This window comes from Roseomonas sp. GC11 (assembly GCF_024437745.1).
GTDB lineage: Bacteria > Pseudomonadota > Alphaproteobacteria > Acetobacterales > Acetobacteraceae > Pseudoroseomonas.
In genome coordinates, this window is the sequence record NZ_JANFNY010000041.1 from 15,196 (window position 1) to 35,853 (window position 20,658).

Genomic DNA, 20,658 nt, shown 5'->3' on the forward strand with positions numbered 1-20,658 from the left:
GCACGAACCCTGAAGCTGTCGCACATGGCCGAGGGCGACGGCGAAGGCTCGGGCAGGAGCCAGAGGGCAAGGCGGCAAAGGGGAGCGCGACCACAAAAACCGACCGGGGGCAGAGGGGTAAAACCCGCCGACAACGCTCGCCGGATGGGGTCTCAGATTTTTGCGCCCAATCTGGGGGCACTCTTCACCGCGCAGCTTGGGCGGCTGAAGAGGCGGCGCCTCGCAACAATGTCGCGGGAGACCGCCGGGGGATCGACGCCGAAGCGGTTCCCCCCATCATTGAAAAGGCGGGGCTTTTGGCCCCGCCTTCGTCAGCTTCAGCGCGAGTAGAACTCGACGACCAGGTTGGGCTCCATCTGCACCGGGTAGGGCACGTCCGAGAGCTTCGGGGCGCGCAGGAAGCGGCCCTTCATCTGGCGGTGGTCGACCTCGAGGTACTCCGGCACCTCACGCTCGCCGGACTGGGCGGCGTCGAGGACGGCGACGAGCTGCTTCGACTTCTCCTTGACCTCGATGACGTCGTTGTCCTTGACGAGGTAGGAGGGGATGTTGACGCGCTTGCCATTGACCGTGATGTGGCCATGGTTGACGAACTGGCGGGCCGCGAAGGGGGTCACCGCCAGCTTCAGGCGATAGACCACAGCGTCCAGGCGGCGCTCCAGGATCTCGATCAGGTTCTCGGAGGTGTCGCCCTTGCGGCGCACGGCCTCCTCGTAATACTTGCGGAACTGCTTCTCGCCGATGTTGCCGTAGTAGCCCTTCAGCTTCTGCTTCGCCATCAGCTGAACGCCGAAGTCGGTCGGCTTCTGCTTGCGGCGCTGGCCGTGCTGGCCGGGGCCATACTCACGCTTGGCGACCGGGGACTTCGCACGGCCCCACAGGTTCACGCCAAGGCGGCGGTTGATCTTGTACTTGCTTTCCGCGCGCTTCGTCATGCGGCGGGCTCCTTCTTGTTGTGCGGACCGTTCGGGTTCCGCTGGTGTCCCGGTAGTCCCAGGGCGATCATGCCAAGGGCGTGGCTCAGGCGTGCCTGGACCCGCTTTCCCGGAAGGGTGGGCGGCTTTAGCGCCCGTGCTGGCGGCTTGTCAAACCCTCGCGCGCTGCCTACTCGCTCTTCTCATGGTGAATCGCGCGGACATCCTGGTTCTGGGCCTGAAGGCCGGCGTCATGGGCAGCCTGATCGGCGGGTTGATGCTGGGCATCGGCCTGGGGCTGGTGGTGAATGGGGTGCATGCCGCCTGGGTGCTGGTGCTGCCGGCGGCGCCGGTGGGCGGGCTGGTGGGCTACTGGCTGGCGCGCAGGCTGGCCAGACAACTCCCCGATGGACAATTCTGAGGGGGCTGCCTGGGAACGGGCGGCGCGCGCCTGAGAGGGCCTTTCCCGCTTCTCTGCAGCCATGTGGCCACGCAGCGGCCAAAGGCCTGTGGAAGCTCTCTCCTTTGGATTTCCCCGCTGAAGATCGGGGGCAGCCGCCCCCATTCCCCTGCCCAAGGGAAATAAAGAGAGTCGCTTGAGGGGGAGGACAAAGCCCCCCCTCGAAACCAGCCGGGGCCAGAATTCTGTAGTGCCCCTGAGAGAGCTTCTTGCCCTGGCGGGAAAATCCGCAGGCCTTACTGGCGGCCTGGCCCCGCAGGGCTGGCCAGAAAGCGTCAGGCGGCCCGTGCCACGCCGCGCGCCAGCCAGGCGCTCCCCCACACCCGCAGCGCCACCACCACCGGCCGCAGGCTCTCCCCGGTCGGCGTCAATGCGTAGTCCACGCGCAGCGGCACCGCGGCCTGCACCGTGCGGGTCAGCAGCCCGGCCTCCTCCAGTTCGCGCAGCTGTTTGGTCAGCATGCGCTGGGAGACACCGGGCAGGCGGCGGCGCAGCGTGCTGAAGCGCTGCGGCCCCTCCAGCAGGTGGTGCAGCACCAGCCCCTTCCACTTGCCGCCGATCAATTCCAGCGTCGCCTCCACCGGGCAGCCGGGGGAGCAGTCATAGGCGGTATGGGCCATGGCCATGGTTCCCTTTCGGTGCCTTGGCACCAACAGCGTGCGTTCTTGCGGGGGAGGCCAGTATGGCAAACATGCCGGGCCGGATGCCACGCGCAGAAAGGATGCCACCATGAAGGCCTTCGGTTACCGCCAGCCCCTGCCGATCACCGCGCCGGACGCGCTGCTGGAACTCGACCTGCCACGCCCGCAAGCACGGGGGCGCGACCTGCTGGTCGAGATCCGCGCTGTCTCAGTCAACCCGGTGGATGTGAAGCTGCGGGCCGGACGGCCGGCCCCGGAGGGCGGGGCGCGGGTGCTGGGCTATGATGCCGCCGGGGTGGTGGTCGCCACAGGGCCGGAGGCGCGGTTGTTCCGGCCGGGCGATGCTGTCTTCTATGCCGGCGACATCAACCGCCCCGGCAGCCATGCCGAGTTCCAGCTGGTTGATGAGCGTCTCGCAGGGCCGAAGCCCGCCCATCTGGACTTCGCCGCCGCCGCTGCCCTGCCGCTGACCACGCTCACCGCCTGGGAAATGCTGTTTGACCGCTTTGGCCTGCCGCAGGGTGGGGGAAAGGGGCAGCATCTGCTGGTGGTGGGCGCCGCCGGCGGCGTCGGCTCCATCGCCCTGCAACTGGCGCGGCAGCTGACGCAGCTTTCCATCACCGCCACCGCTTCCCGCCCTGAGACGGCGGCCTGGGTGAAGGCCCAGGGTGCCCATGCGGTGCTGGACCACCACCAGCCGCTGGACGCGGCACTGCGCGAGGCCGGGCTGCCGGCGCCGGACCTGATCTTCGCCATCAACGGCACGGAGGGGCATTTCCCGGCCCTCGCCGCGGCGCTGGCACCGCAGGGGCGGATCGGCGTCATCGACGACCCAAAATCCCTCGATATTGGCCTGCTGAAGAGCAAGAGCGCCAGTTTCCACTGGGAATTCATGTTCACGCGCGCTGCCTATGCCACACCGGACATGGCGCGCCAGCACGCCATCCTCGCCGAGACAGCGCGGCTGGTGGAGGCTGGCCGGCTGCGCAGCACGGTGAGCGAGGTGCTGGGGCCGATCGACCTGCCGACCCTGCGCGAGGCACATCGCCGGCTGGAGAGCGGCACCGCCCGCGGCAAGCTGGTGCTCCAGGGCTTCTGAGTGACGGCTTGAGGGTTCTGTTCCGCCGCCCCGCCTCCAGGGGCGCTTCCCGGATGGGTTGCCAAAGGCCGCGGCCTGCCTTCTCGACCCGCCCTGAAAACAGCGGAGCCGGCGGACAGCGTCCGCCGGCCCTGACAGAACAGAAGGGGGTGCAGGGGGAATTCTTTCCCCCTGCCCTTTCATGCCTTTTACCGCCTTGTATTTTTTTCCACTCAGGCCGCGACCTGCAGCGCCTCGGACTGCCGCCGCACCATGTCCTGATAGGGCCCCGGCCGGCGCATCAGCAGATCCGGCGCGCCATCCTGCACGACCTGCCCGCCTTCCATGACGACGATGCGGTCGAAATTGGTCAGGGTGGCGAGGCGGTGGGCCACGGCGATGACGGTGCGGCCCTGCATCAGCCCGTCCAGCGCCTTCTGCACCTCGGCTTCCGATTCCGAGTCGAGGGCCGAGGTGGCCTCATCGAGCAGCAGGATGGGCGCGTTCTTCAGCAGGGCGCGGGCGATGGCCAGGCGCTGGCGCTGGCCGCCGGAGAGCTTGGCGCCACGGTCGCCCACGATGGTGTCGAAGCCCTCGGGCAGGGCCTCGATGAAGTCGCGGCAGCGGGCGGCCTCGGCGGCGGCCAGCACTTCCTCATCCGAGGCATCCGGCCGGGCGTAGCGGATATTCTCGAGCACGCTGCGGTGGAAGAGGGCGACATCCTGCGGCACGACGGCGATCATGTCGGACAGGCTCTCGCGCGTCGCCGCGGCGATGTCCTGCCCATCGATGGAGACGCTGCCGCCCTGCGGCGCCGCGTGGCGCTGGAGCAGGGTGAGCAGGGTGGACTTGCCGGCGCCCGAGCGGCCGACCACGCCGACCTTCTGCCCCGGCTGGATATCCAGCTCCAGCCCGCGCAGCACGGGGGCGGCATCCTCCGGCGCCGAGGGGTAGCGGAAGGTGACGTCGTGGAACACCACATGCCCGCCCTGGGCGTGCAGGCGGGTGGCGTTCTCGGCATCGGGCATGTCGTGCGGCAGCAGCAGGGCGCCGAGCGCCTCGCGCATGCGGGCGACATACTGCGTCAGGTCCACCAGGGCCATGGCGAGGTCACGGCTGGCATGCAGGATGGTGAAGCCGAGGGTGCAGACCAGCACGATATCGCCGGTGGTGGCGCGGCCCATCTGCCACAGATGCACCACCCAGCCGAGCAGCAGGGCCGTCAGGATGGCGGTGGCGACGCCGTGGATCAGGCGCAGCTTCTCCAGGTAGCGCAGGCTGTGGCGGCGGGCGGCGGTTTCCTCGGAGAGGGCGCCGTCCAGCCGCTGGGCCTCGCGCTGGAAGGCGCCGAAGGCGCGCACCAGGGAGAAGTTCTGCACCACGTCCACGATCTGCCCGTCCACCGTGGCGGCGCGGCTGGCGAAGCCGTCATGCAGGGGCTCGCCCTTGCGGGCCAGCCAGGTGACGCCGATGGCGAGGCCCGCGGCCACCGCCACGAGGCAGCCGGCCATCATCGCGTCCACGCTGGCGAGGAAGCCGATGGCGAGCGCCACGGCGACGGCGGGCGGCACGGTGTGCCAGGTGAAGTTCTGCAGCAGGGTGAAGCCCGCCGTGCCGGTGGCGCTGATGCGCGCGGCCAGGGTGCCGGCGGAGCGGTTGGCGAAGAAGCCCGGGGAGTGGCCGGCGAGGTGGCGGAACAGCTCCGCCCGCATGGCGGCGGTGACGCGGGGGAAGCGGTCCGCCGCGATCCAGCCGCCGACGCGCCAGAGCATGTTATCGGCCGCGATGATGCCGGCGAGGATGGCGAAGGCCGTCCACACCGCCGCCGCCGTGGCGTTCTGCGCCCCGGTGGCGAGGGTGTCGATCAGGTGCTTCACGGCGTAGTTGGAGCCGACGGAGCAGCCCACCGCCCCCAGCACCGCCAGCATGATGGCGGCATGGCTGGCCGCCCAGGGGCGGATATGGCGGAACAGGAAGCCGATCGGGCGGCGCGCGAGGCGCAGCAGGGCGTCGGTCTCGGCCTGGGGCATGGGGCGGGTCGCCTCCTTCAGTCTCCGGTGCACATGCGCGTGATGGCACGCCGCATCCGCGTTGATGGGGAGAGAACACCCGCATCAAGACGAAATCGTGGCGATGTTTGCCCAAGCGGCTCCTCAATCGGCTGCGATGGTGCGGGCATGGACAGCAACGGAGACCGGACCCCGATGCGTATCGCCCAGATCGCCCCCCTGACCGAAGCCGTCCCGCCCAAACTGTATGGCGGCACCGAGCGGATCGTCTCCTATATTACGGAGGAGCTGGTGTCGCTCGGCCATGAGGTGACGCTCTTCGCCAGCGGCGACTCCGTCACCCGCGCCACCCTGGCGCCGGGCTGCGCCAAGGCGCTGCGGCTCGACCCCTCGGTGCGCGACCCCAATGCGCCGCTGCAGCTGATGCTGGAGCAGGTCTACCGCCGCCGGCATGAGTTCGACCTGCTGCATTTCCACCTGGACTACCTGCCCTTCGCCCTGTTCTCGCGGCAGAGCGTGCCCTTCGTCACCACGCTGCACGGGCGGCTGGACCTGCCGGAGCTGCAGCCGGTCTTCGATGCCTTCAGCCAGGCGCCGGTGGTCTCCATCTCCAACGACCAGCGCCGGCCGCTGCCGCAGGCGAACTGGGCGGGCACCATCCATCACGGCCTGCCGGAGCGCCTGCTCACCCCGCGCGGCGATGCGCGGCCGGGCTACCTCGCCTTCCTCGGCCGCATCGCGCCCGAGAAGCGGTGCGACAGGGCCATCGAGATCGCCCTCGCCACCAACACGCCGCTGAAGATCGCGGCCAAGGTGGACCGGGTGGATGCCGAGTATTTCGAGAGCCGCATCAAGCCGATGCTGGACCACCCCCTGGTCGAGTTCATCGGCGAGATCGACGAGACGCAAAAGCAGGACTTCCTGGCCAATGCCATCGGCCTGCTGACGCCGATCGACTGGCCGGAGCCCTTCGGCCTCGTGATGATCGAGGCCATGGCCTGCGGTACCCCCGTCATCGCCTTCCGCCACGGCTCGGTGCCGGAGGTGATCGATGAGGGGGTGACGGGCTTCGCGGTGGACAGCATGGCCGAGGCCATCGCCGCCGTGCCGCGGCTGAAGGCGCTGCCCCGCGCCGCGGTGCGCGCCCGCTTCGAGCAGCGCTTCACCGCCCGGCGCATGGCCGAGGACTATGTCCGCCTCTATGAGCGGCTGGCCAACCCGGCCCTGCGCATCGCGGCGGAGTAAGCCTTCCGGGAGGGCGCCGCCCTCCCGGACCCTCCCGCTGGGGGGACAGGGTCCCCCCAGGCCCCGCCATCGGTTCAGGCCCCCACCTCCCTGATGGCGGGGTCCGGGGGGACCCTGTCCCCCCGGCGGGGGTTCCAGGGGGCGGAGCCCCCTGGTCTTCCCGCATGGGCCTTCTGCTTTGATTCCGGCGCTGCTTGCCTTATGTGCATGCGCGCGGCGGGCTCCCCTCCTCCGCCCCTTGATGGCCGCCGGAAGCTCAATGACCAACACCCCCCTGTCCCGCATCCGCAACTTCTCGATCATCGCGCATATCGACCACGGCAAATCCACCCTGGCCGACCGGCTGATCCAGGCCACCGGCGCCATCTCGGCCCGCGAGATGAAGGAACAGGTGCTGGACAGCATGGAGCTGGAGCAGGAGCGCGGCATCACCATCAAGGCCGCCTCCGTCCGCCTCGACTACACGGCGAAGGACGGGCAGACCTACGTCCTGAACCTGATGGACACGCCGGGCCATGTGGACTTCGCCTATGAGGTGAGCCGCAGCCTGGCCGCCTGCGAGGGCTCGCTGCTGGTGGTGGACGCCTCCCAGGGCGTCGAGGCGCAGACCCTGGCCAATGTCTACCAGGCGATCGATGCCGGGCACGAGATCGTGCCGGTGCTGAACAAGATCGACCTCCCCGCCGCCGAGCCGGAGCGCGTCAAGCAGCAGATCGAGGATGTGATCGGCCTCGACGCCTCGGACGCGGTGGAGATCTCGGCCAAGACGGGGATCAACATCGAGGGCGTGCTGGAGGCCCTCGTCACCCGCCTGCCGGCGCCCGAGGGCAACCCGGACGCGCCGCTGAAGGCCCTGCTGGTCGACAGCTGGTACGACGCCTATCTCGGCGTCATCATCCTGATCCGGGTGAAGGACGGCTTCATCCGCAAGGGCCAGAAGATCCGCATGATGTCCTCCGGCGCCACCCATGTGGTGGAGAGCGTGGGCGTCTTCCGGCCGAAGATGGTGGCCGCCGAGAGCCTCGGGCCGGGCGAAATGGGCTATCTCACCGCCGCCATCAAGACGGTGGCCGACACCAATGTGGGCGATACCATCACCGAGGACCGCAACCCCGCCAGCGCCCCGCTGCCGGGCTTCAAGCCCTCCGTCCCCGTGGTGTGGTGCGGCCTCTACCCGATCGACGCCGATGACTTCGAGAAGCTGCGCGAGAGCCTGGGCAAGCTGCGGCTGAACGACGCCTCCTTCCATTTCGAGGCGGAAAGCTCGGCGGCGCTGGGCTTCGGCTTCCGCTGCGGCTTCCTCGGCCTGCTGCACCTGGAGATCATCCAGGAGCGCCTGTCGCGCGAGTTCGACCTGGACCTGATCGCGACCGCCCCGAGCGTCGTCTACAAGCTGACGAACAGCAAGGGCGAGACGAGCGACCTGCACAACCCGGCCGACATGCCGGACCCGACGCTGATCGAGAGCATCCAGGAGCCCTGGATCAAGGCCACCATCATGGTGCCGGACGAGCATCTGGGCAGCATCCTGACGCTGTGCTCCGAGCGGCGCGGCCAGCAGGTGGAGCTGACCTATGTCGGCAACCGCGCCATGGCCGTCTACCGCCTGCCGCTGAACGAGGTGGTGTTCGACTTCTATGACCGGCTGAAGAGCGTCAGCCGCGGCTATGCCAGCTTCGACTACCAGATCGATGGCTATGACGAGGGCGACCTCGTGAAGATTTCCATCCTGGTGAACAACGAGCCGGTGGACGCGCTGTCCTTCATGGCGCACCGCTCCCAGGCCGAGCGCCGCGGGCGTTCGATCTGCGAGAAACTGAAGGAGCTGATCCCCCGCCAGCTCTTCAAGATCCCCATCCAGGCGGCGATCGGCGGGCGCGTCATCGCGCGCGAGACCATTTCCGCCATGTCGAAGGACGTCACCGCCAAGTGCTATGGCGGCGACATCACCCGCAAGCGCAAGCTCCTCGAGAAGCAGAAGGAGGGCAAGAAGCGCATGCGCCAGTTCGGCAAGGTGGAGATCCCGCAGAGCGCCTTCATCGCCGCGCTCAAGATGGACAGCTGAGCGGGCGCCGCCCGCGCCCTCCAGGCCAGACCCCGCCCGGGTTGAGCACGCCGCCGGTGCCGCGAGGTGCCGGCGGCGTTTGCGTATCCTGGTTTTGAGATCCGTCTTTCTGTCGTGCCGGACATGGCGCCGTCATCCTGGCGGGCGCGGCACATGGCGGCACAGTCACCCCACGCTCATCTGAAGTATAACTTTCAGAATATTGAAGAGAGGACATGTTTCCTCCACCCACCCCACCACCGCCACCAGAACCGATTAAATTATTGATTTATAACACAAAAAATTCCCCGTCCCGCTCCATGGCCACGGCGCTGGATCGCGTGGCCTTGAACGGCGTTTTATTTGCGGCCTAGCGTGCTCTTCCGGTGATTCGGAGGAGACATCCATGAATTTCTCTACAAAAAATCGCTTCAAGGATTATTGCGGCGGATTAATACTATGCGGGCTCGGCACCGCCGCGGCCCTCCAGGCGCAGAGCTACCATCTCGGCACCCTCAACCGCATGGGGCCGGGCTTCGTGCCGATGGCGCTGGGCATCCTGCTGGCCGGGGTGGGCCTCGTGCTGCTCGCCGCCACCGCCCTGCGGCGCGAGGAGGCGGCCCCCTCCGGCCTCCCCGCCCTGCCCGGCGCCGCGGAGGAGGGCCACCACGGCCCCGACTGGCGCGGCTGGGGCTGCATCTGCGCCGGCGTCATCGCCTTCGCCGTGCTGGCCGAGCATGCCGGGCTGATCCCCGCCACCCTCGGCTGCGTCGCCATCACCGCCATGGGCGACCGCGAGAACACCTGGCGCGACGCCATCCTGCTCGCCATCGGCATCGCCATCATGGCGGTGGCCGTCTTCTGGTGGGGCCTTGGCGTGCTCATGCCGCTGGTGAAGGGCATCTACTGAGATGTGGCAGTCCATCCTCGACCTCGGCTACGGCTTCGGCCTGGCGCTGGAGCCGCACAACCTCTTCTGGTGCTTCGTCGGCGTGCTCGCCGGCAACCTGATCGGCGTGCTGCCGGGCACCGGCGCGCTCACCGCCATCTCCATGCTCCTGCCGCTGACCTTCGCCATGCACCCGGTGCCGGCCATCCTGATGCTGGCCGGCATCTTCTACGGCTCGCAGTATGGCGGGGCGATCGGCGCCATCCTGCTCAACCTGCCCTCCCACCCGCCGCACGCCGTCACCTGCCTCGACGGCTACCCGATGACGCGCGCCGGCAAGGGCGGCACGGCCCTCGGCCTGACGATGATCGCGAGCTTCTTCGCCGCCTCCTTCGGCATCATCGTCATGATCTTCGCCTCCCCCCTGCTGGTGGAGATGGCCTTCAAGTTCGGCCCCGCCGAGCTGTTCTCCATCATGCTGCTCGGGCTGATCGCCGGCTCCACCATGTCGCGCGGCTCGCCCCTCAAGGGCATCGCCATGACGGTGATGGGCCTGCTCCTCGGCTGCGTCGGCACCGACGTGCAGACCGGCCAGCAGCGCTTCACCTTCGACCTGCCCGAACTGGCCGATGGCGTGGAACTCGTCTCCATCGCCATGGGCGTCTTCGGCATCGCCGACTTCCTCAAGCACGTGAACCGCATGAAGCATGTGGGGAACCTGCAGCCGGTGAAGTTCCGCGACATGCGCCCGAGCCTGGCCGAGATGAGGCAGGCCTTCTGGCCGATGGTGCGCGGCACCCTCGTCGGCACCATCTTCGGCGCCATGCCCGGCACCGGGCCCACCATCACCACCTTCATCGCCTATGCCGTCGAGCAGAAGATCTCCAAGACGCCGCATAAGTTCGGCACCGGCATGATCGCCGGCGTCGCCGCGCCCGAGGCCGCCTCCCACTCCAAGACCCAGGTCGACTTCATCCCGACCATGAGCCTCGGCATCCCGGGCGACGCGGTGATGGCCCTGCTGCTCGGCGCCCTGCTCATCCACGGCATCCAGCCGGGGCCCCGCCTGCTCTCCGAGCACCCGGACATCTTCTGGGGCCTGATCGCCAGCTTCTGGGTCGGCAACGTGCTGCTGATGGTGCTGAACGTGCCGATGATCGGCGTCTGGGTGAAGCTGCTCCAGGTGCCCTACCGCTTCCTCTTCCCCGCCGCCGTCTTCTTCATCGCCATCGGCGCCTACACGGTGAACAACGAGATCTTCGCCGTCTACGAGGTGCTGGTCTTCGGCCTGCTCGGCTGGCTGTTCATGGCGCTCGACTTCCCCATCGCGCCCATCCTGCTCGGCTACGTGCTCGGGCCCATGGTGGAGGAGAATTTCCGCCGCGCCATGCTGCTCTCGCGCGGGCATTTCGGCATCTTCGTCGAGCGCCCGATCAGCGCCACCATCCTCGGCATCATCGCCCTGCTGCTGGCGGCGCAGCTCTTCTTCAGCCTGCGCGCCCGCCTGCGGCCGCGCCAGGCGGCGGCCGGCACGCTCTCCTTCCAGGAGTAGCCGCCCCGCCCGCGGGGCCGGCCACGCGCCGGCCCCGCCACATCCTTCCCTTTTCCTTGACACCAAGATGACGGGACATTCATCTCGGGGATGGCATCGACCGCCGGGAGGAATGAACCTATGATTCGCCAAGCGTTTCGCCGCGCCCTGCTCGGCGCGGGTCTCGCCACCGCCGCCCTGCTGGCCCTGCCGGCAGCGGCCCAGCAGGCGGGGCAGCAGGCGGGGCAACCGGCCTACCCCAGCCGCTCCATCACCATCGTCGTCCCCTTCGCCGCCGGCGGCCCCACCGACACCGTCACCCGCCTGGTGGCCGAGGTGATGGGCCGCGACCTCGGCCAGCCCGTGGTGGTGGAGAATGTCGGCGGCGCCGGCGGCACCCTCGGCGCCGCCCGCGTCGCCCAGGCCCGGCCCGATGGCTACACCCTGCTGCTGCACCATATCGGCATGGGCACCACCCCGGCCCTCTACCGCCGCCTCGCCTACGACCCGGTGGGCGGCTTCGAGACCATCGGCCTCGTCACCGAGGTGCCGATGACCGTCATCGCCCGCAAGGACATCGCGGCCAACAGCCTCGCCGAGCTCGTCGCCCTGGTGCGCCGGGATCAGACGAAGATCAACTACGCCAATGCCGGCATCGGCGCCGCCAGCCACCTCTGCGGCCTGCTGCTGCAGAAGGCCATCGACGCGCCCATGACCACCGTGCCCTATCGCGGCACCGGCCCGGCCATGACCGACCTGATCGGCGGCACCGTCGATGTCATGTGCGACCAGACCACCAACACCACCCAGCAGATCCGCGCCGGCTCGGTGAAAGTCTTCGCCGTCACCACCCCGCAGCGCCTGCCCGCCCTGCCCGAGGTGCCCACCGCCGCCGAGGCCGGCCTGCCAGGGTTCGAGGTGACGGTCTGGCACGGCCTCTACGCCCCCAAGGGCACCCCGGCCGAAATCACCACGCGGCTCTCCCGCGCGCTCCAGGCCGCCCTGCGGGATGAGAAGCTGGTGGCCCGCTTCGCCGATCTCGGCACCGCCCCGGTCGCGCAGGAGCGCGCCACGCCGGAAGCCCACCGCGCCTTCTGGCAGGCCGATATCGCCAAGTGGCGCCCGGTCATCCAGGCCGCCGGGCAATACGCGGACTGAACCAGGGAGGAGAGAAAGACAGCGGTTCTTTTTTGAAAAAAAGAACCAAAAAACTTTTTTCTGCCACCGCTCCACCCTGCGGGAGGGCGGAAAGGGCGGGTCACCACAACCACGGCGCGGCCCCGGCGCCAGCCTTGCCATTCTGAGGCTCTCCCCCCGCCCTTCCTCTTGTGCCGGCGGCGGGGAGGGCGCATGGAGAGGCATGAACCTTCCTCATCGCCCGAGCGCCGGGCTGGCATGAGTCGCCGGGGTCCGGAACGTGGCCCGACGGTCCGGCAGCATGTGCTCTTCCTCGCCCTGGCGGCGCTGCTGCCGGTCTGGGGCCTGGCCGGGCATATCGCCGGCCGCATGGCCGAGGCGGAACGCGCCCGCATCAGCGCCCAGGCCCGCGAGACGGCGCAGGAACTGGCCTTCGCCGTCGAGCGCGAGACCCTCTCGATGCGCGCCGAGCTGACCGCCCTCGGCACCACCATGGCGCTGAATGATGGCGACCTCTCGGCCCTCTACGCCCAGATGCGCGCCCTGCCGCCCGAGCGCGGCGCCCGGCTGCGGCTGACCGATGCGGTGGGGCATGTGCTGCTCGACACCGCCCTGCCCTTCCCCCCGCCGGAAGGGCAGGTCCTGCCCCCCGCCAGCCCGGCGCGCGGCGGCGGCCTCTCCGCCCTCATCCTGCCCGAGCAGCCGGACGGGCCCTTCCGCGTCGACGTCACCCAGGAAATCCCGCAGCCGCCCGGCGACCCCAGCCTGTTCCTGACCGCCAGCACCGACCCGCGCCGCCTCTGGGTGCGGCTGCTGGAGCGGGCGGAACTGCCCGGGGGCTGGGTCGGCGTGCTGGTGGACGGGCATGGCCGCCAGGTCGCCCGCCGCCCGGCCCGGCCCGAGACCACCGGCATGCCCCTGCCGGAGGGCGGCATCCTGCTCCAGGCGCTGCGCGAGCCCGCCACGCGCGGCTGGGGCCGCGGCATCGCCCGCACCGGGGAGCCGGTCTACACCGCCTGGCAGCGCGTCGGCGGCACCACCTGGATCATCGCCGTCTCCATGCCGGCGGAGGCGCTGGACGGCGCCCTCCCCCGCGCGCTGATGCCGGTGCTGGTGGGCGGGCTGGTGCTGCTGCTGGGCTTCACCATCGGCCTCGCCTGGTGGGCGGAACACCGCATCGCCGCGCCGCTGGACCGGCTCGGCCGCATGGCCCAGGCCTTCGGGCGGGATGCGCCGCTGCCCGGCTTCCCGCCCAGCGGCCTGCGCGAGATCGACACCGCCGCCGCCACCCTCACCGCCGCCGCCGCCGAGCGCGACGCCCTGCGCGCCGAGCGCATGGCCCTGACCGCCCGCCTGCAGATGGTGCTGGAGAGCACGACGGACAGCGTGCTGGTGCTCGATGACGCGGGGCGGGTGATCTACCTGAACGGCCGCGCCCGCGCCCTGGCCGGCGGGCGCGACGCGGCGGGCCAGCCGCTGGCCGAGCTGTTCCCCGGCCTGCAGGAAGGCCCCTTCGGCGCCGCCGCGCGGCAGGCCCTGGCGCAGGGCGTGGCGCAGTCCGTCACCGCCTTCCACGCCGCCTTCGGCCGCTGGATCTCGGCCGATGCCTACCCCTCCACCGAGGGGCTGACGCTGTTCTTCCGCGATGTCAGCGACGAGCGCGCGGCCCAGGCGGCGCTGCGCGAGAGCGAGGCGCGGCTGAAGGCGGTGATGGAGAATGTGCCCGTCGGCGTGCTGCTGGCCGAGGCCCCCTCGGGCCGCATCCTCCTCGGCAACCGGCGGATGGAGGACCTGCTGCGCCGCCCCATCCGCTTCTCCGGCCGGATCGAGGATTATGCGGCGGAGTGGGAGGCCTACCACGCCGATGGCCAGCGCGTCTCCAGCGAGGAATTCCCGCTCAGCCGCGCCCTGCTGACGGGGCTGCCGGCGCAGGGCGAATACCGCTTCCGCCGCGGCGATGGCAGCATGGTCTGGCTGCAGATCGAGGCCACGCCGGTGCGCGACGCGGCGGGGCTGGTGACGGGCGGCGTCGTCGCCGCCAGCGACATCGATGCCGAGCGCCGCGCCGCCGAGGCCCTGCGCGAGAGCGAGCTGCGCTTCCGCATCCTGGCCGAGGCCATCCCGCAGGTCGTCTGGTCCAGCCTGCCGGACGGGCGGATCGACTATGTGAACCCGCGCGTGGAGGACTTCACCGGCCTGCCGCCAGACCAGGCGGTGCTGTCGCTGGGGCAGATCCTCCACCCGGCGGATCAGGCGCGGGCGGAACGCGGCTGGCGCCGCGCCCTGCGCCGGGGCCGCCCCTTCGCCGCCGAGCTGCGCCTGCGCCGGGCCGATGGCGGCTGGCGCTGGTGCGTGGTGCGCGCCCTGCCCGCCCAGGGGCCGGATGGCGCCATCAGCCGCTGGATCGGTGCCGTCACCGATGTCTCGGAACTGGCCGAGGCGCGCGATGCCCTCTCCCGCCAGGTGGCGGCGCAGGCGGCCTCCCGCGCCGCGGCGGTGCAGGCCGCTGCCGCCCTCGCCGCCTCCGAGAGCCGCTTCCGCCGCTTCGCCGAGGCCAGCCCGGACGTGATGTGGATGACCGACCCCTCCGGCCGGCATCTCGAATTCCTCAGCCCGGCCTTTGAGCGGATCTGGGGCATCCCGCGCGAGCGGCTGCTGGAATCGCCCGAGATCTGGATGGACACCATCCACCCCGCCGACCGCGATCCGGTGAAGGCCAGCTGGGCCAATTCCGCGCGGGACGGGCTGTTCGATGCCGAGTACCGCATCCTCCGCCCGGATGGCAGCATGCGCTGGATCCGCGATGTCAGCTTCCCCATGCTGGACGCGCAGGGGATCATGGTGCGGCGCGGCGGCCTCTCGCGCGATATCACCGCCGCCAAGGCGGCGGAGGCGCGGCAGGCGCTGCTGCTGGGCGAGCTGAACCACCGCGTGAAGAACACCCTGGCCACGGTGCACTCCCTGGCGCTGCAAACCGCGCGCACCGCCGGCAATGCCCCCGATTCGATGCAGCGCTTCCTGGCGGACTACCAGTCTCGCCTGCTGACGCTCTCCCGCGGGCACGACCTGCTGACGGCGCGCACCTGGCGCGGCGCCACCATCAACGACATCGCCCGCGCCGCCCTCGCCCCCTGGCAGTCGCAGGACGGGCCGGATGGCGCGGCGCGGCTCTCCCTCTCCGGCCCGGATTACTGGCTGGCGCCGCGGCAGGCGCTGGGCCTCGCCCTGGCGATGCACGAGCTGGCCACCAACGCCACCAAGCATGGCGCCCTCTCCTGCCCCGGCGGGCGGGTGGTGGTGGCCTGGGTGGGCGAGGCGGAGGGCATGGTCCGCCTGCGCTGGCGCGAGGAGGGCGGCCCCCCCGCCCGGCCGCCGACGCGGCGCGGCTTCGGCAGCCGGATGCTCGAACGTGGCCTGCCGGCCGAGCTTGGCCCTGGTTCTTCGGTGGAAATGGAGTATGCCGAGGAGGGCTTCCGGGCGGCGATCCGCTTCCGCCCGGCCAATGGCCCCCAGGTTGAAGAGGAGACCGCATGAGCGGACTGAACGGGCGCCGCATCCTCGTGGTGGAGGATGAGGCGCTGATCGCGATGCTGGTCGAGGACGCGCTGCTGGAGGCGGGCGCCTCCGTGCTCGGCCCGGCGGCCACGGTGGAGGAGGCGCTGGCCCTGTTCGAGAGCGAGCGGCCCGAGGCCGCCGTGCTCGACATCAACCTGGCCGGCCAGGCTTCGATTCCGGTGGCGGACCGGCTGGTGGAATGCGACATCCCCTTCGTCGTCGCCACCGGCTATGGCGCCGCCGGCCTGCCGGACCGCCACCGCAATGTCCCCGTCCTGGCCAAGCCCTATGACCCGCGCGACCTGATCGCCGCGCTGGAACGGATCTGCCGGTAAAGGAAAGAGATCGGGGCGCTGCCCCGAACCCCGCCGGGGGGACAGGGTCCCCCCGGACCCCGCCATCAGATCGCGGGGTCCGGGGTGGCCGCGCCACCCCGGCGGAGGGGTTTGGGGAGGCGGAGCCTCCCCAGGATTTCACAGCGCCGGATCGCAGGGCAGCGGATCGCAGGGCAGCACCGGCGGGCCGCCGGCCTCGATCACCGCGCCCGCCTGCAACAGCAGGTCCTCACGATAGCGCCCGGCGACGAGCTGCACGCCCATCGGCGCCTTCCCCGTCCCGCCCATCGCCACGGTCAGCGCCGGGATGCCCATCAGCGGCAGGCCAATCTGGACGAGCTGTGCCTCCGCCACCCGCTCGAAGGCGGCGGGCGACTCGACATCGAGCAGGTCCGGGAAGGGCGGCTCGGCGCAGACCGGCAGCAGCAGCACCGGGTAGTTCTTCAGGAAGACCTGCCATTGCCGCACGAAGCCGGCACGGGCCTGGAGGATGTCCTGGAACTGGAAGAGATCCGGCGCCGTCACCAGCCGGGCCATCTGGGCCATGACGAAGCTGGCATCCGGGTCGGCCTCGCGCTCCACGGCGGCATTGCCGGTGCGGCGCGACTCGGCCATCCACAGCATCAGCTGCTGGCGGGCCGGCTCCCGCAGCGGCGGGCAGGCCGTTTCCACGATGCTCCAGCCCTGTTCCTGCAGGCGCAGCGCGGCGGCGCGCAGGGCGGCCTCCACCTCCGGCGCCGTGGCCAGCCCCTCGGGGCGGACGCAGAGGGCGGCGCGCTTCGGCGCCGGCGGCCCTTCCAGCGGGGCGGGGACATACCAGGGGTCGCGCACATCCTCGGCCGCCATCGCCTCCAGGCTCAGGCGGATATCGGCGATGCTGCGCGCCAGCGGGCCGGAGACGGCCATGATCTGCGCACCCAGCGCCCGGTCCGGGCCGGAGGCATTCCAGGCCGGCACGCGGCCCAGGCTGGGGCGCAGCCCGTGCACGCCACAGGCATAGGCCGGGTAGCGGACGGAGCCGGCGATATCCGTGCCATGCCCGATGGCGCCAATGCCCGCCGCCACCGCCGCCCCGGCGCCGCCGGAGGAGCCGCCCGGCGTCAGCGCCGGGTTGCGCGGGTTCTTCGTGTGGCCGTGCAGGCTGTTGCGGGTGAACCAGCGCAGGCTGAAGGCCGGGGTGTTGGTGCGGCCGATGATCACCGCCCCCGCCCGGCGCAGATTGGCCACCACCGGGTTGTCCTCGGCGGCGATGAGGTCCTTCTGGATCTTCAGGCCATTGGTGGTGGCGTGGCCCTTCTGGTCCACATTCACCTTGATGGTAATGGGCACCCCCGCCAGCGGGCCAGGCGCCTCGCCACGGGCCAGGGCGGCATCCACCGCATCGGCGGCGGCCAGCGCCTCCTCCGGCATCTCCTGCACCACGGCGTTGATCGCGGGGTTCACCGCCGCCAGCCGCGCCAGCGCATCCTGCGCCACCGCACGCGCCGAGACCTCCCGCGCCTTCACCAGGGCCGCGATCTCGCTGGCCGTCAGCCGCCACAACTCGCTCATGCCACCATCCCTGTCCCTGTGACGGGGCGGGAGTGTCGCGCCGGATGAAAGGGGGCGAAAGCCCCCCCTCTCCGGGAGAAGGGTTTTTCAGAGATGTTCTTTTTCTGAAGAAAAAGAACCAAAAAGACTTTTTTCAGGCTGCCGCCGTCTCCCGTCACGGCGGGACGCCAAACGGATAAAAGTTTTTTGGTTCTTTTTTTTCAAAAAAGAACTTTTCTCCAAAAATCCTATGTCGCCCCTGTCGCTTCCCCGGCGAGGGCACGCAGCGCCTGGAGCATCCCCGGCTCATCCCACTCCGCCGCGCCTTCGAGGCGGGCGACCTCGCGGCCCTGGCGATTGACGATGACGCTGGTGGGCAGGCCGCGCGCGCCGAAGGCCCGCGCCGCCGCGCCACGCGGGTCCAGCCAGAGGCCCAGGGACTTCACCCCCGTGCGGGCATAGAAGGGCTCCACCTGCGAGGCGCCGGCACGGTCGGAGGACAGGGCGAGCACCACCCAGCCCTCCCCGGCCAGGGCGCGCTGGGCGCGGTCCAGCGCCGGCATCTCGGCCACGCAGGGGCCACACCAGGTGGCCCAGAAATTGATCAGCACCGGGCGGCCGGCGAAGTCGGCCAGCGTCTTCGGCGCCCCGGCGGCATCCGTGAAGCCGAACTCCGGCAGCGGGCGCGGCACGGAACGGGAGAGCTTGCCAAGACCCTCCGCCGCAATCCCTTGCCGTGCCGGGAGCAGCGTGGTTAGGGTCGCCCCCGCCGCGAACAGCGAGAGCAGGGAGCGGCGTCCGAGCAACACGAGGCAGATCCTTCCTTGTCCAGTCAGCAGCGAAGCCAGGGCAACCAGCAGTGGGGTGGGCGCTATAGCGCCGGGCCCTCCGCCATCATGGAGGAAATCAATGCCTCCATCGGTTTCGACCGCAAGATGTGGCGGCAGGACATCCGCGGCAGCCTGGCCCACGCGGCCATGCTGCGCCATGTGGGGATCATCTCCGCCGAAGACGAGGCCTCCATCAAGGAAGGCCTCGCCGCCATCGGCGAGGAGATCGAGGCCGGCCAGTTCACCTTCAGCACCGCGCTGGAGGATATCCACATGAACATCGAGGCCCGCCTGACCGAGCGCATCGGCGAGGCCGGCAAGCGCCTGCACACCGCGCGCAGCCGCAATGACCAGGTGGCGCTCGATGTCCGCCTGTGGGTGCGCGACGCGATCGACGGGCTGGATGCCCAGATCGCCGATGTCATGCGCGCCCTGGTGGAGCGCGCGGACGAGCACGCGGCCACCGTGATGCCCGGCTTCACCCACCTCCAGCCGGCGCAGCCGACGACGCTCGGCCACCACCTGCTCGCCTATGTCGAGATGCTGGGGCGCGACCGCTCCCGCCTCGGCGACTGCCGCGCGCGGATGAATGAAAGCCCGCTGGGCGCCGCCGCGCTCTGCGGCACCGGCTTCCCGGTCGACCGCCACATGACGGCGGCGGCGCTGGGCTTCGACGGGCCGACGCGCAACAGCCTCGACTCGGTGGCCAGCCGCGACTTCGCGCTGGAATTCCTCGCGGCGGCGGCGATCTGCGCCACGCATCTCTCCCGCTTCGCGGAGGAGATCGTCATCTGGACGAACCCGTATTTCGGCTTCGTCCGGCTGTCGGATGCCTATACCACCGGCTCCTCCATCATGCCGCAGAAGCGCAACCCGGACGCGGCGGAGCTGGTGCGCGCCAAGATCGGCCGCATCTCCGGCCACCTCATCGGGCTGATGACGGTGATGAAGGGCCTGCCGCTGACCTATGGCAAGGACATGCAGGAGGACAAGGAAGGCATCTTCGATGCCGCCGAGACCCTGGCCCTCTGCCTCGCCGCCACCGCCGGCATGGTGCGCGACATGAAGCCCGACGTGGCGCGGCTGCGCGAGGCCGCCGGCGCCGGCTTCTCCACCGCCACCGACCTCGCGGACTGGCTGGTGCGTGAGCTGCGCCTGCCCTTCCGCGATGCCCACCATGTCACCGGCCACCTCGTCGCCAAGGCCGAGGCCAAGGGCGTGGACCTCTCCGGCCTGACGCTGGAGGAGATGCAGGCGGAAGAGCCGCGCATCCACAACGGCGTCTTCCAGGTGCTGAGCGTGGAAGCCTCGGTGGCCTCGCGCACCTCCTATGGCGGCACCGCGCCGGTCAATGTGCGCCGCATGGCCGGCGAGTGGCGGGAGCGGCTGGCGTGAGCCCGCGCCTCGCCGCCACGCTGATGCTGGCGGCCCTGGCGCTGGCCGCCTGCGGCCGGCCGGGGCCGATCAAGGCCCCCGGCCCGGCCGACCAGGTGACCTATCCGCGCAGCTATCCGGCGCCGGAAAAGACGCCGTAATTCTATAGAATCTTCTTTTTCTGAAGAAAAAGAAGCAAAAAGACTTTCTTTCAGTTTGGCGTCCCACCTCAGGCCCGAGGCGGGACGCCAACGGAAAAAAGTTTTTTGGTTCTTTTTTTTCAAAAAAGAACGTCTTCCCTTACGTCATCCACCCTGTCCCCACCGCATTGACCCACCCCTCCCGCCCGGCGGCGCGGGCGAGCGCGACCATGCGCGTGGTGTCATAGGGCAGGAAGCGGAAGCTGGCGCGCCACTGGGCCCCTTCCCGCTCCAGCACGGCGTAGCAGGCATCGGGCAGGCCGGCCTCCATGAGGTGGGGCGGGCTGTCATCCTCATAGGCGGGGCAGCCGACACTGCCGGGGTTCAGCAGCAGCCGCCCGCCGGAGAGGCGCAGCGCGCGCGGCCGGTGGCTGTGGGCGCAGAGCAGCAGGCCGTGCGGCAGGCCGGCGGCCTCGGCCTCGATCTCCTCCCGCGCGCGGCGCAGCACCCGGCCATCGGGCAGCACGCTCTCCATCCAATAGGTCAGGTCGCTGCCAGGCGTGCCGTGACAGAGAAAAATCTCCCCGCCGATGCTGGCGGTGGGCGGCAGGGCGCGCAGCCAGCCGAGTTGCTCGGGCGAAAGCTGCTCCCGCGCGATTCGGTCGGAAGGATACATGGCCTCGGGCGCCTGGTCGGTCACCCAGCGGTCATGATTGCCGCGGATGGCCAGCAGCGGCCGCGCCATCAGCAGCGCGGCCGACTCGGCCGGGGCCATCGGGCCGCTGACATGGTCGCCCAGGGCGACAATGGCGGTGATGCCCTGGGCATCGATATCGGCGAGCACGGCGGCCAGCGCATCGCTGTTGCCATGCACGTCGGCGATCACGGCGAGGCGCCGGGGAGCTTCGGTCCACATCGGCCGAGGGTCGGGCCGGGCTGCCGGCCC

Annotated in this window: 17 protein-coding genes; 11 read left to right on the forward strand and 6 right to left on the reverse strand. The window is 70.3% G+C overall.

The genetic code is table 11. The features are described from left to right. Positions 1–317: 317 nt before the first annotated feature. Entirely contained in the window at positions 318–935 is a 618-nt protein-coding gene (gene rpsD / locus NON00_RS13915; RefSeq protein WP_256022087.1) for a 30S ribosomal protein S4, read from the reverse strand. 184 nt (positions 936–1,119) lie between these two features. Here rpsD and NON00_RS13920 point away from each other — a divergent pair, with 184 nt between their 5' ends. Next, positions 1,120–1,335, forward strand: a complete 216-nt coding sequence (locus tag NON00_RS13920) for a hypothetical protein (RefSeq protein WP_256022090.1) — start codon at positions 1,120–1,122, stop codon at positions 1,333–1,335. 314 nt (positions 1,336–1,649) lie between these two features. Here NON00_RS13920 and NON00_RS13925 read toward each other — a convergent pair whose 3' ends face one another. Continuing rightward, entirely contained in the window at positions 1,650–1,994 is a 345-nt protein-coding gene (locus NON00_RS13925; protein ID WP_370688718.1) for a winged helix-turn-helix transcriptional regulator, read from the reverse strand. A 109-nt stretch (positions 1,995–2,103) separates the two neighbouring features. Here NON00_RS13925 and NON00_RS13930 point away from each other — a divergent pair, with 109 nt between their 5' ends. Then, entirely contained in the window at positions 2,104–3,114 is a 1,011-nt protein-coding gene (locus tag NON00_RS13930; protein ID WP_256022096.1) for a zinc-binding alcohol dehydrogenase family protein, read from the forward strand. Between the two features lie 212 nt (positions 3,115–3,326). Here NON00_RS13930 and NON00_RS13935 read toward each other — a convergent pair whose 3' ends face one another. Continuing rightward, entirely contained in the window at positions 3,327–5,123 is a 1,797-nt protein-coding gene (locus NON00_RS13935; protein WP_256022099.1) for an ABC transporter ATP-binding protein, read from the reverse strand. Between the two features lie 174 nt (positions 5,124–5,297). Here NON00_RS13935 and NON00_RS13940 point away from each other — a divergent pair, with 174 nt between their 5' ends. From NON00_RS13940 to NON00_RS13970, 7 genes are all read left to right on the forward strand, one after another. Beyond that, entirely contained in the window at positions 5,298–6,347 is a 1,050-nt protein-coding gene (locus NON00_RS13940) for a glycosyltransferase family 4 protein (protein WP_256022102.1), read from the forward strand. Between the two features lie 259 nt (positions 6,348–6,606). Further along, entirely contained in the window at positions 6,607–8,412 is a 1,806-nt protein-coding gene (gene lepA / locus NON00_RS13945) for a translation elongation factor 4 (protein ID WP_256022104.1), read from the forward strand. Between the two features lie 385 nt (positions 8,413–8,797). Beyond that, positions 8,798–9,301 carry a tripartite tricarboxylate transporter TctB family protein gene (locus NON00_RS13950; RefSeq protein ID WP_256022107.1) on the forward strand — a complete coding sequence of 168 codons (504 nt, stop codon included), beginning with the start codon at positions 8,798–8,800 and terminating at the stop codon, positions 9,299–9,301. 1 nt (position 9,302) lies between these two features. Then, positions 9,303–10,832 (forward strand): tripartite tricarboxylate transporter permease, encoded by a 1,530-nt coding sequence (locus NON00_RS13955; protein ID WP_256022110.1) that lies wholly within the window; start codon positions 9,303–9,305, stop codon positions 10,830–10,832. A 120-nt stretch (positions 10,833–10,952) separates the two neighbouring features. Next, positions 10,953–11,969 carry a tripartite tricarboxylate transporter substrate-binding protein gene (locus tag NON00_RS13960; protein ID WP_256022113.1) on the forward strand — a complete coding sequence of 339 codons (1,017 nt, stop codon included), beginning with the start codon at positions 10,953–10,955 and terminating at the stop codon, positions 11,967–11,969. Positions 11,970–12,206: 237 nt separating this feature from the next. Next, entirely contained in the window at positions 12,207–15,482 is a 3,276-nt protein-coding gene (locus tag NON00_RS13965) for a PAS domain S-box protein (protein WP_256022116.1), read from the forward strand. Beyond that, positions 15,479–15,838 (forward strand): response regulator, encoded by a 360-nt coding sequence (locus tag NON00_RS13970; protein ID WP_256022119.1) that lies wholly within the window; start codon positions 15,479–15,481, stop codon positions 15,836–15,838. The genes NON00_RS13965 and NON00_RS13970 overlap by 4 nt, the downstream gene beginning before the upstream one ends. A 138-nt stretch (positions 15,839–15,976) precedes the next feature. On the opposite strand, the gene NON00_RS13975 is transcribed toward NON00_RS13970, so the two are convergent. Continuing rightward, a complete protein-coding gene (locus NON00_RS13975) occupies positions 15,977–17,389 on the reverse strand; it encodes an amidase family protein (protein ID WP_256022122.1) in 1,413 nt (470 codons plus the stop codon). A 227-nt stretch (positions 17,390–17,616) separates the two neighbouring features. After that, a complete protein-coding gene (locus NON00_RS13980) occupies positions 17,617–18,177 on the reverse strand; it encodes a TlpA disulfide reductase family protein (RefSeq protein WP_256022124.1) in 561 nt (186 codons plus the stop codon). 15 nt (positions 18,178–18,192) lie between these two features. Between NON00_RS13980 and argH the strand changes: the two genes are divergently transcribed. Together argH and NON00_RS13990 are read left to right on the forward strand one after the other, a co-directional pair. Next, complete coding sequence (gene argH / locus NON00_RS13985; RefSeq protein ID WP_256022128.1) at positions 18,193–19,593, forward strand: argininosuccinate lyase; 1,401 nt, start codon at positions 18,193–18,195, stop codon at positions 19,591–19,593. Beyond that, positions 19,590–19,733: a hypothetical protein gene (locus NON00_RS13990; RefSeq protein ID WP_256022150.1), complete on the forward strand. Its 144-nt coding sequence runs from the start codon at positions 19,590–19,592 to the stop codon at positions 19,731–19,733. Before argH ends, NON00_RS13990 begins: the two co-directional genes overlap by 4 nt. Before the next feature lie 139 nt (positions 19,734–19,872). On the opposite strand, the gene NON00_RS13995 is transcribed toward NON00_RS13990, so the two are convergent. Continuing rightward, a complete protein-coding gene (locus tag NON00_RS13995; protein WP_256022131.1) occupies positions 19,873–20,598 on the reverse strand; it encodes a metallophosphoesterase family protein in 726 nt (241 codons plus the stop codon). Positions 20,599–20,658 lie beyond the last annotated feature (60 nt).

Bases quoted from the DNA above. Each gene is read 5' to 3' on its own strand.
- NON00_RS13935 (WP_256022099.1), bottom strand. From the start codon at position 5,123: ATGCCCCAGGCCGAGACCGACGCCCTGCTGCGCCTCGCGCGCCGCCCG.
- NON00_RS13975 (WP_256022122.1), bottom strand. From the start codon at position 17,389: ATGAGCGAGTTGTGGCGGCTGACGGCCAGCGAGATCGCGGCCCTGGTG.
- NON00_RS13955 (WP_256022110.1), top strand. From the start codon at position 9,303: ATGTGGCAGTCCATCCTCGACCTCGGCTACGGCTTCGGCCTGGCGCTG.
- NON00_RS13965 (WP_256022116.1), top strand. From the start codon at position 12,207: ATGAGTCGCCGGGGTCCGGAACGTGGCCCGACGGTCCGGCAGCATGTG.
- NON00_RS13940 (WP_256022102.1), top strand. From the start codon at position 5,298: ATGCGTATCGCCCAGATCGCCCCCCTGACCGAAGCCGTCCCGCCCAAA.
- NON00_RS13960 (WP_256022113.1), top strand. From the start codon at position 10,953: ATGATTCGCCAAGCGTTTCGCCGCGCCCTGCTCGGCGCGGGTCTCGCC.
- rpsD (WP_256022087.1), bottom strand. From the start codon at position 935: ATGACGAAGCGCGCGGAAAGCAAGTACAAGATCAACCGCCGCCTTGGC.
- NON00_RS13920 (WP_256022090.1), top strand. From the start codon at position 1,120: ATGGTGAATCGCGCGGACATCCTGGTTCTGGGCCTGAAGGCCGGCGTC.
- NON00_RS13950 (WP_256022107.1), top strand. From the start codon at position 8,798: ATGAATTTCTCTACAAAAAATCGCTTCAAGGATTATTGCGGCGGATTA.
- NON00_RS13925 (WP_370688718.1), bottom strand. From the start codon at position 1,994: ATGGCCCATACCGCCTATGACTGCTCCCCCGGCTGCCCGGTGGAGGCG.
- NON00_RS13930 (WP_256022096.1), top strand. From the start codon at position 2,104: ATGAAGGCCTTCGGTTACCGCCAGCCCCTGCCGATCACCGCGCCGGAC.
- lepA (WP_256022104.1), top strand. From the start codon at position 6,607: ATGACCAACACCCCCCTGTCCCGCATCCGCAACTTCTCGATCATCGCG.
- NON00_RS13970 (WP_256022119.1), top strand. From the start codon at position 15,479: ATGAGCGGACTGAACGGGCGCCGCATCCTCGTGGTGGAGGATGAGGCG.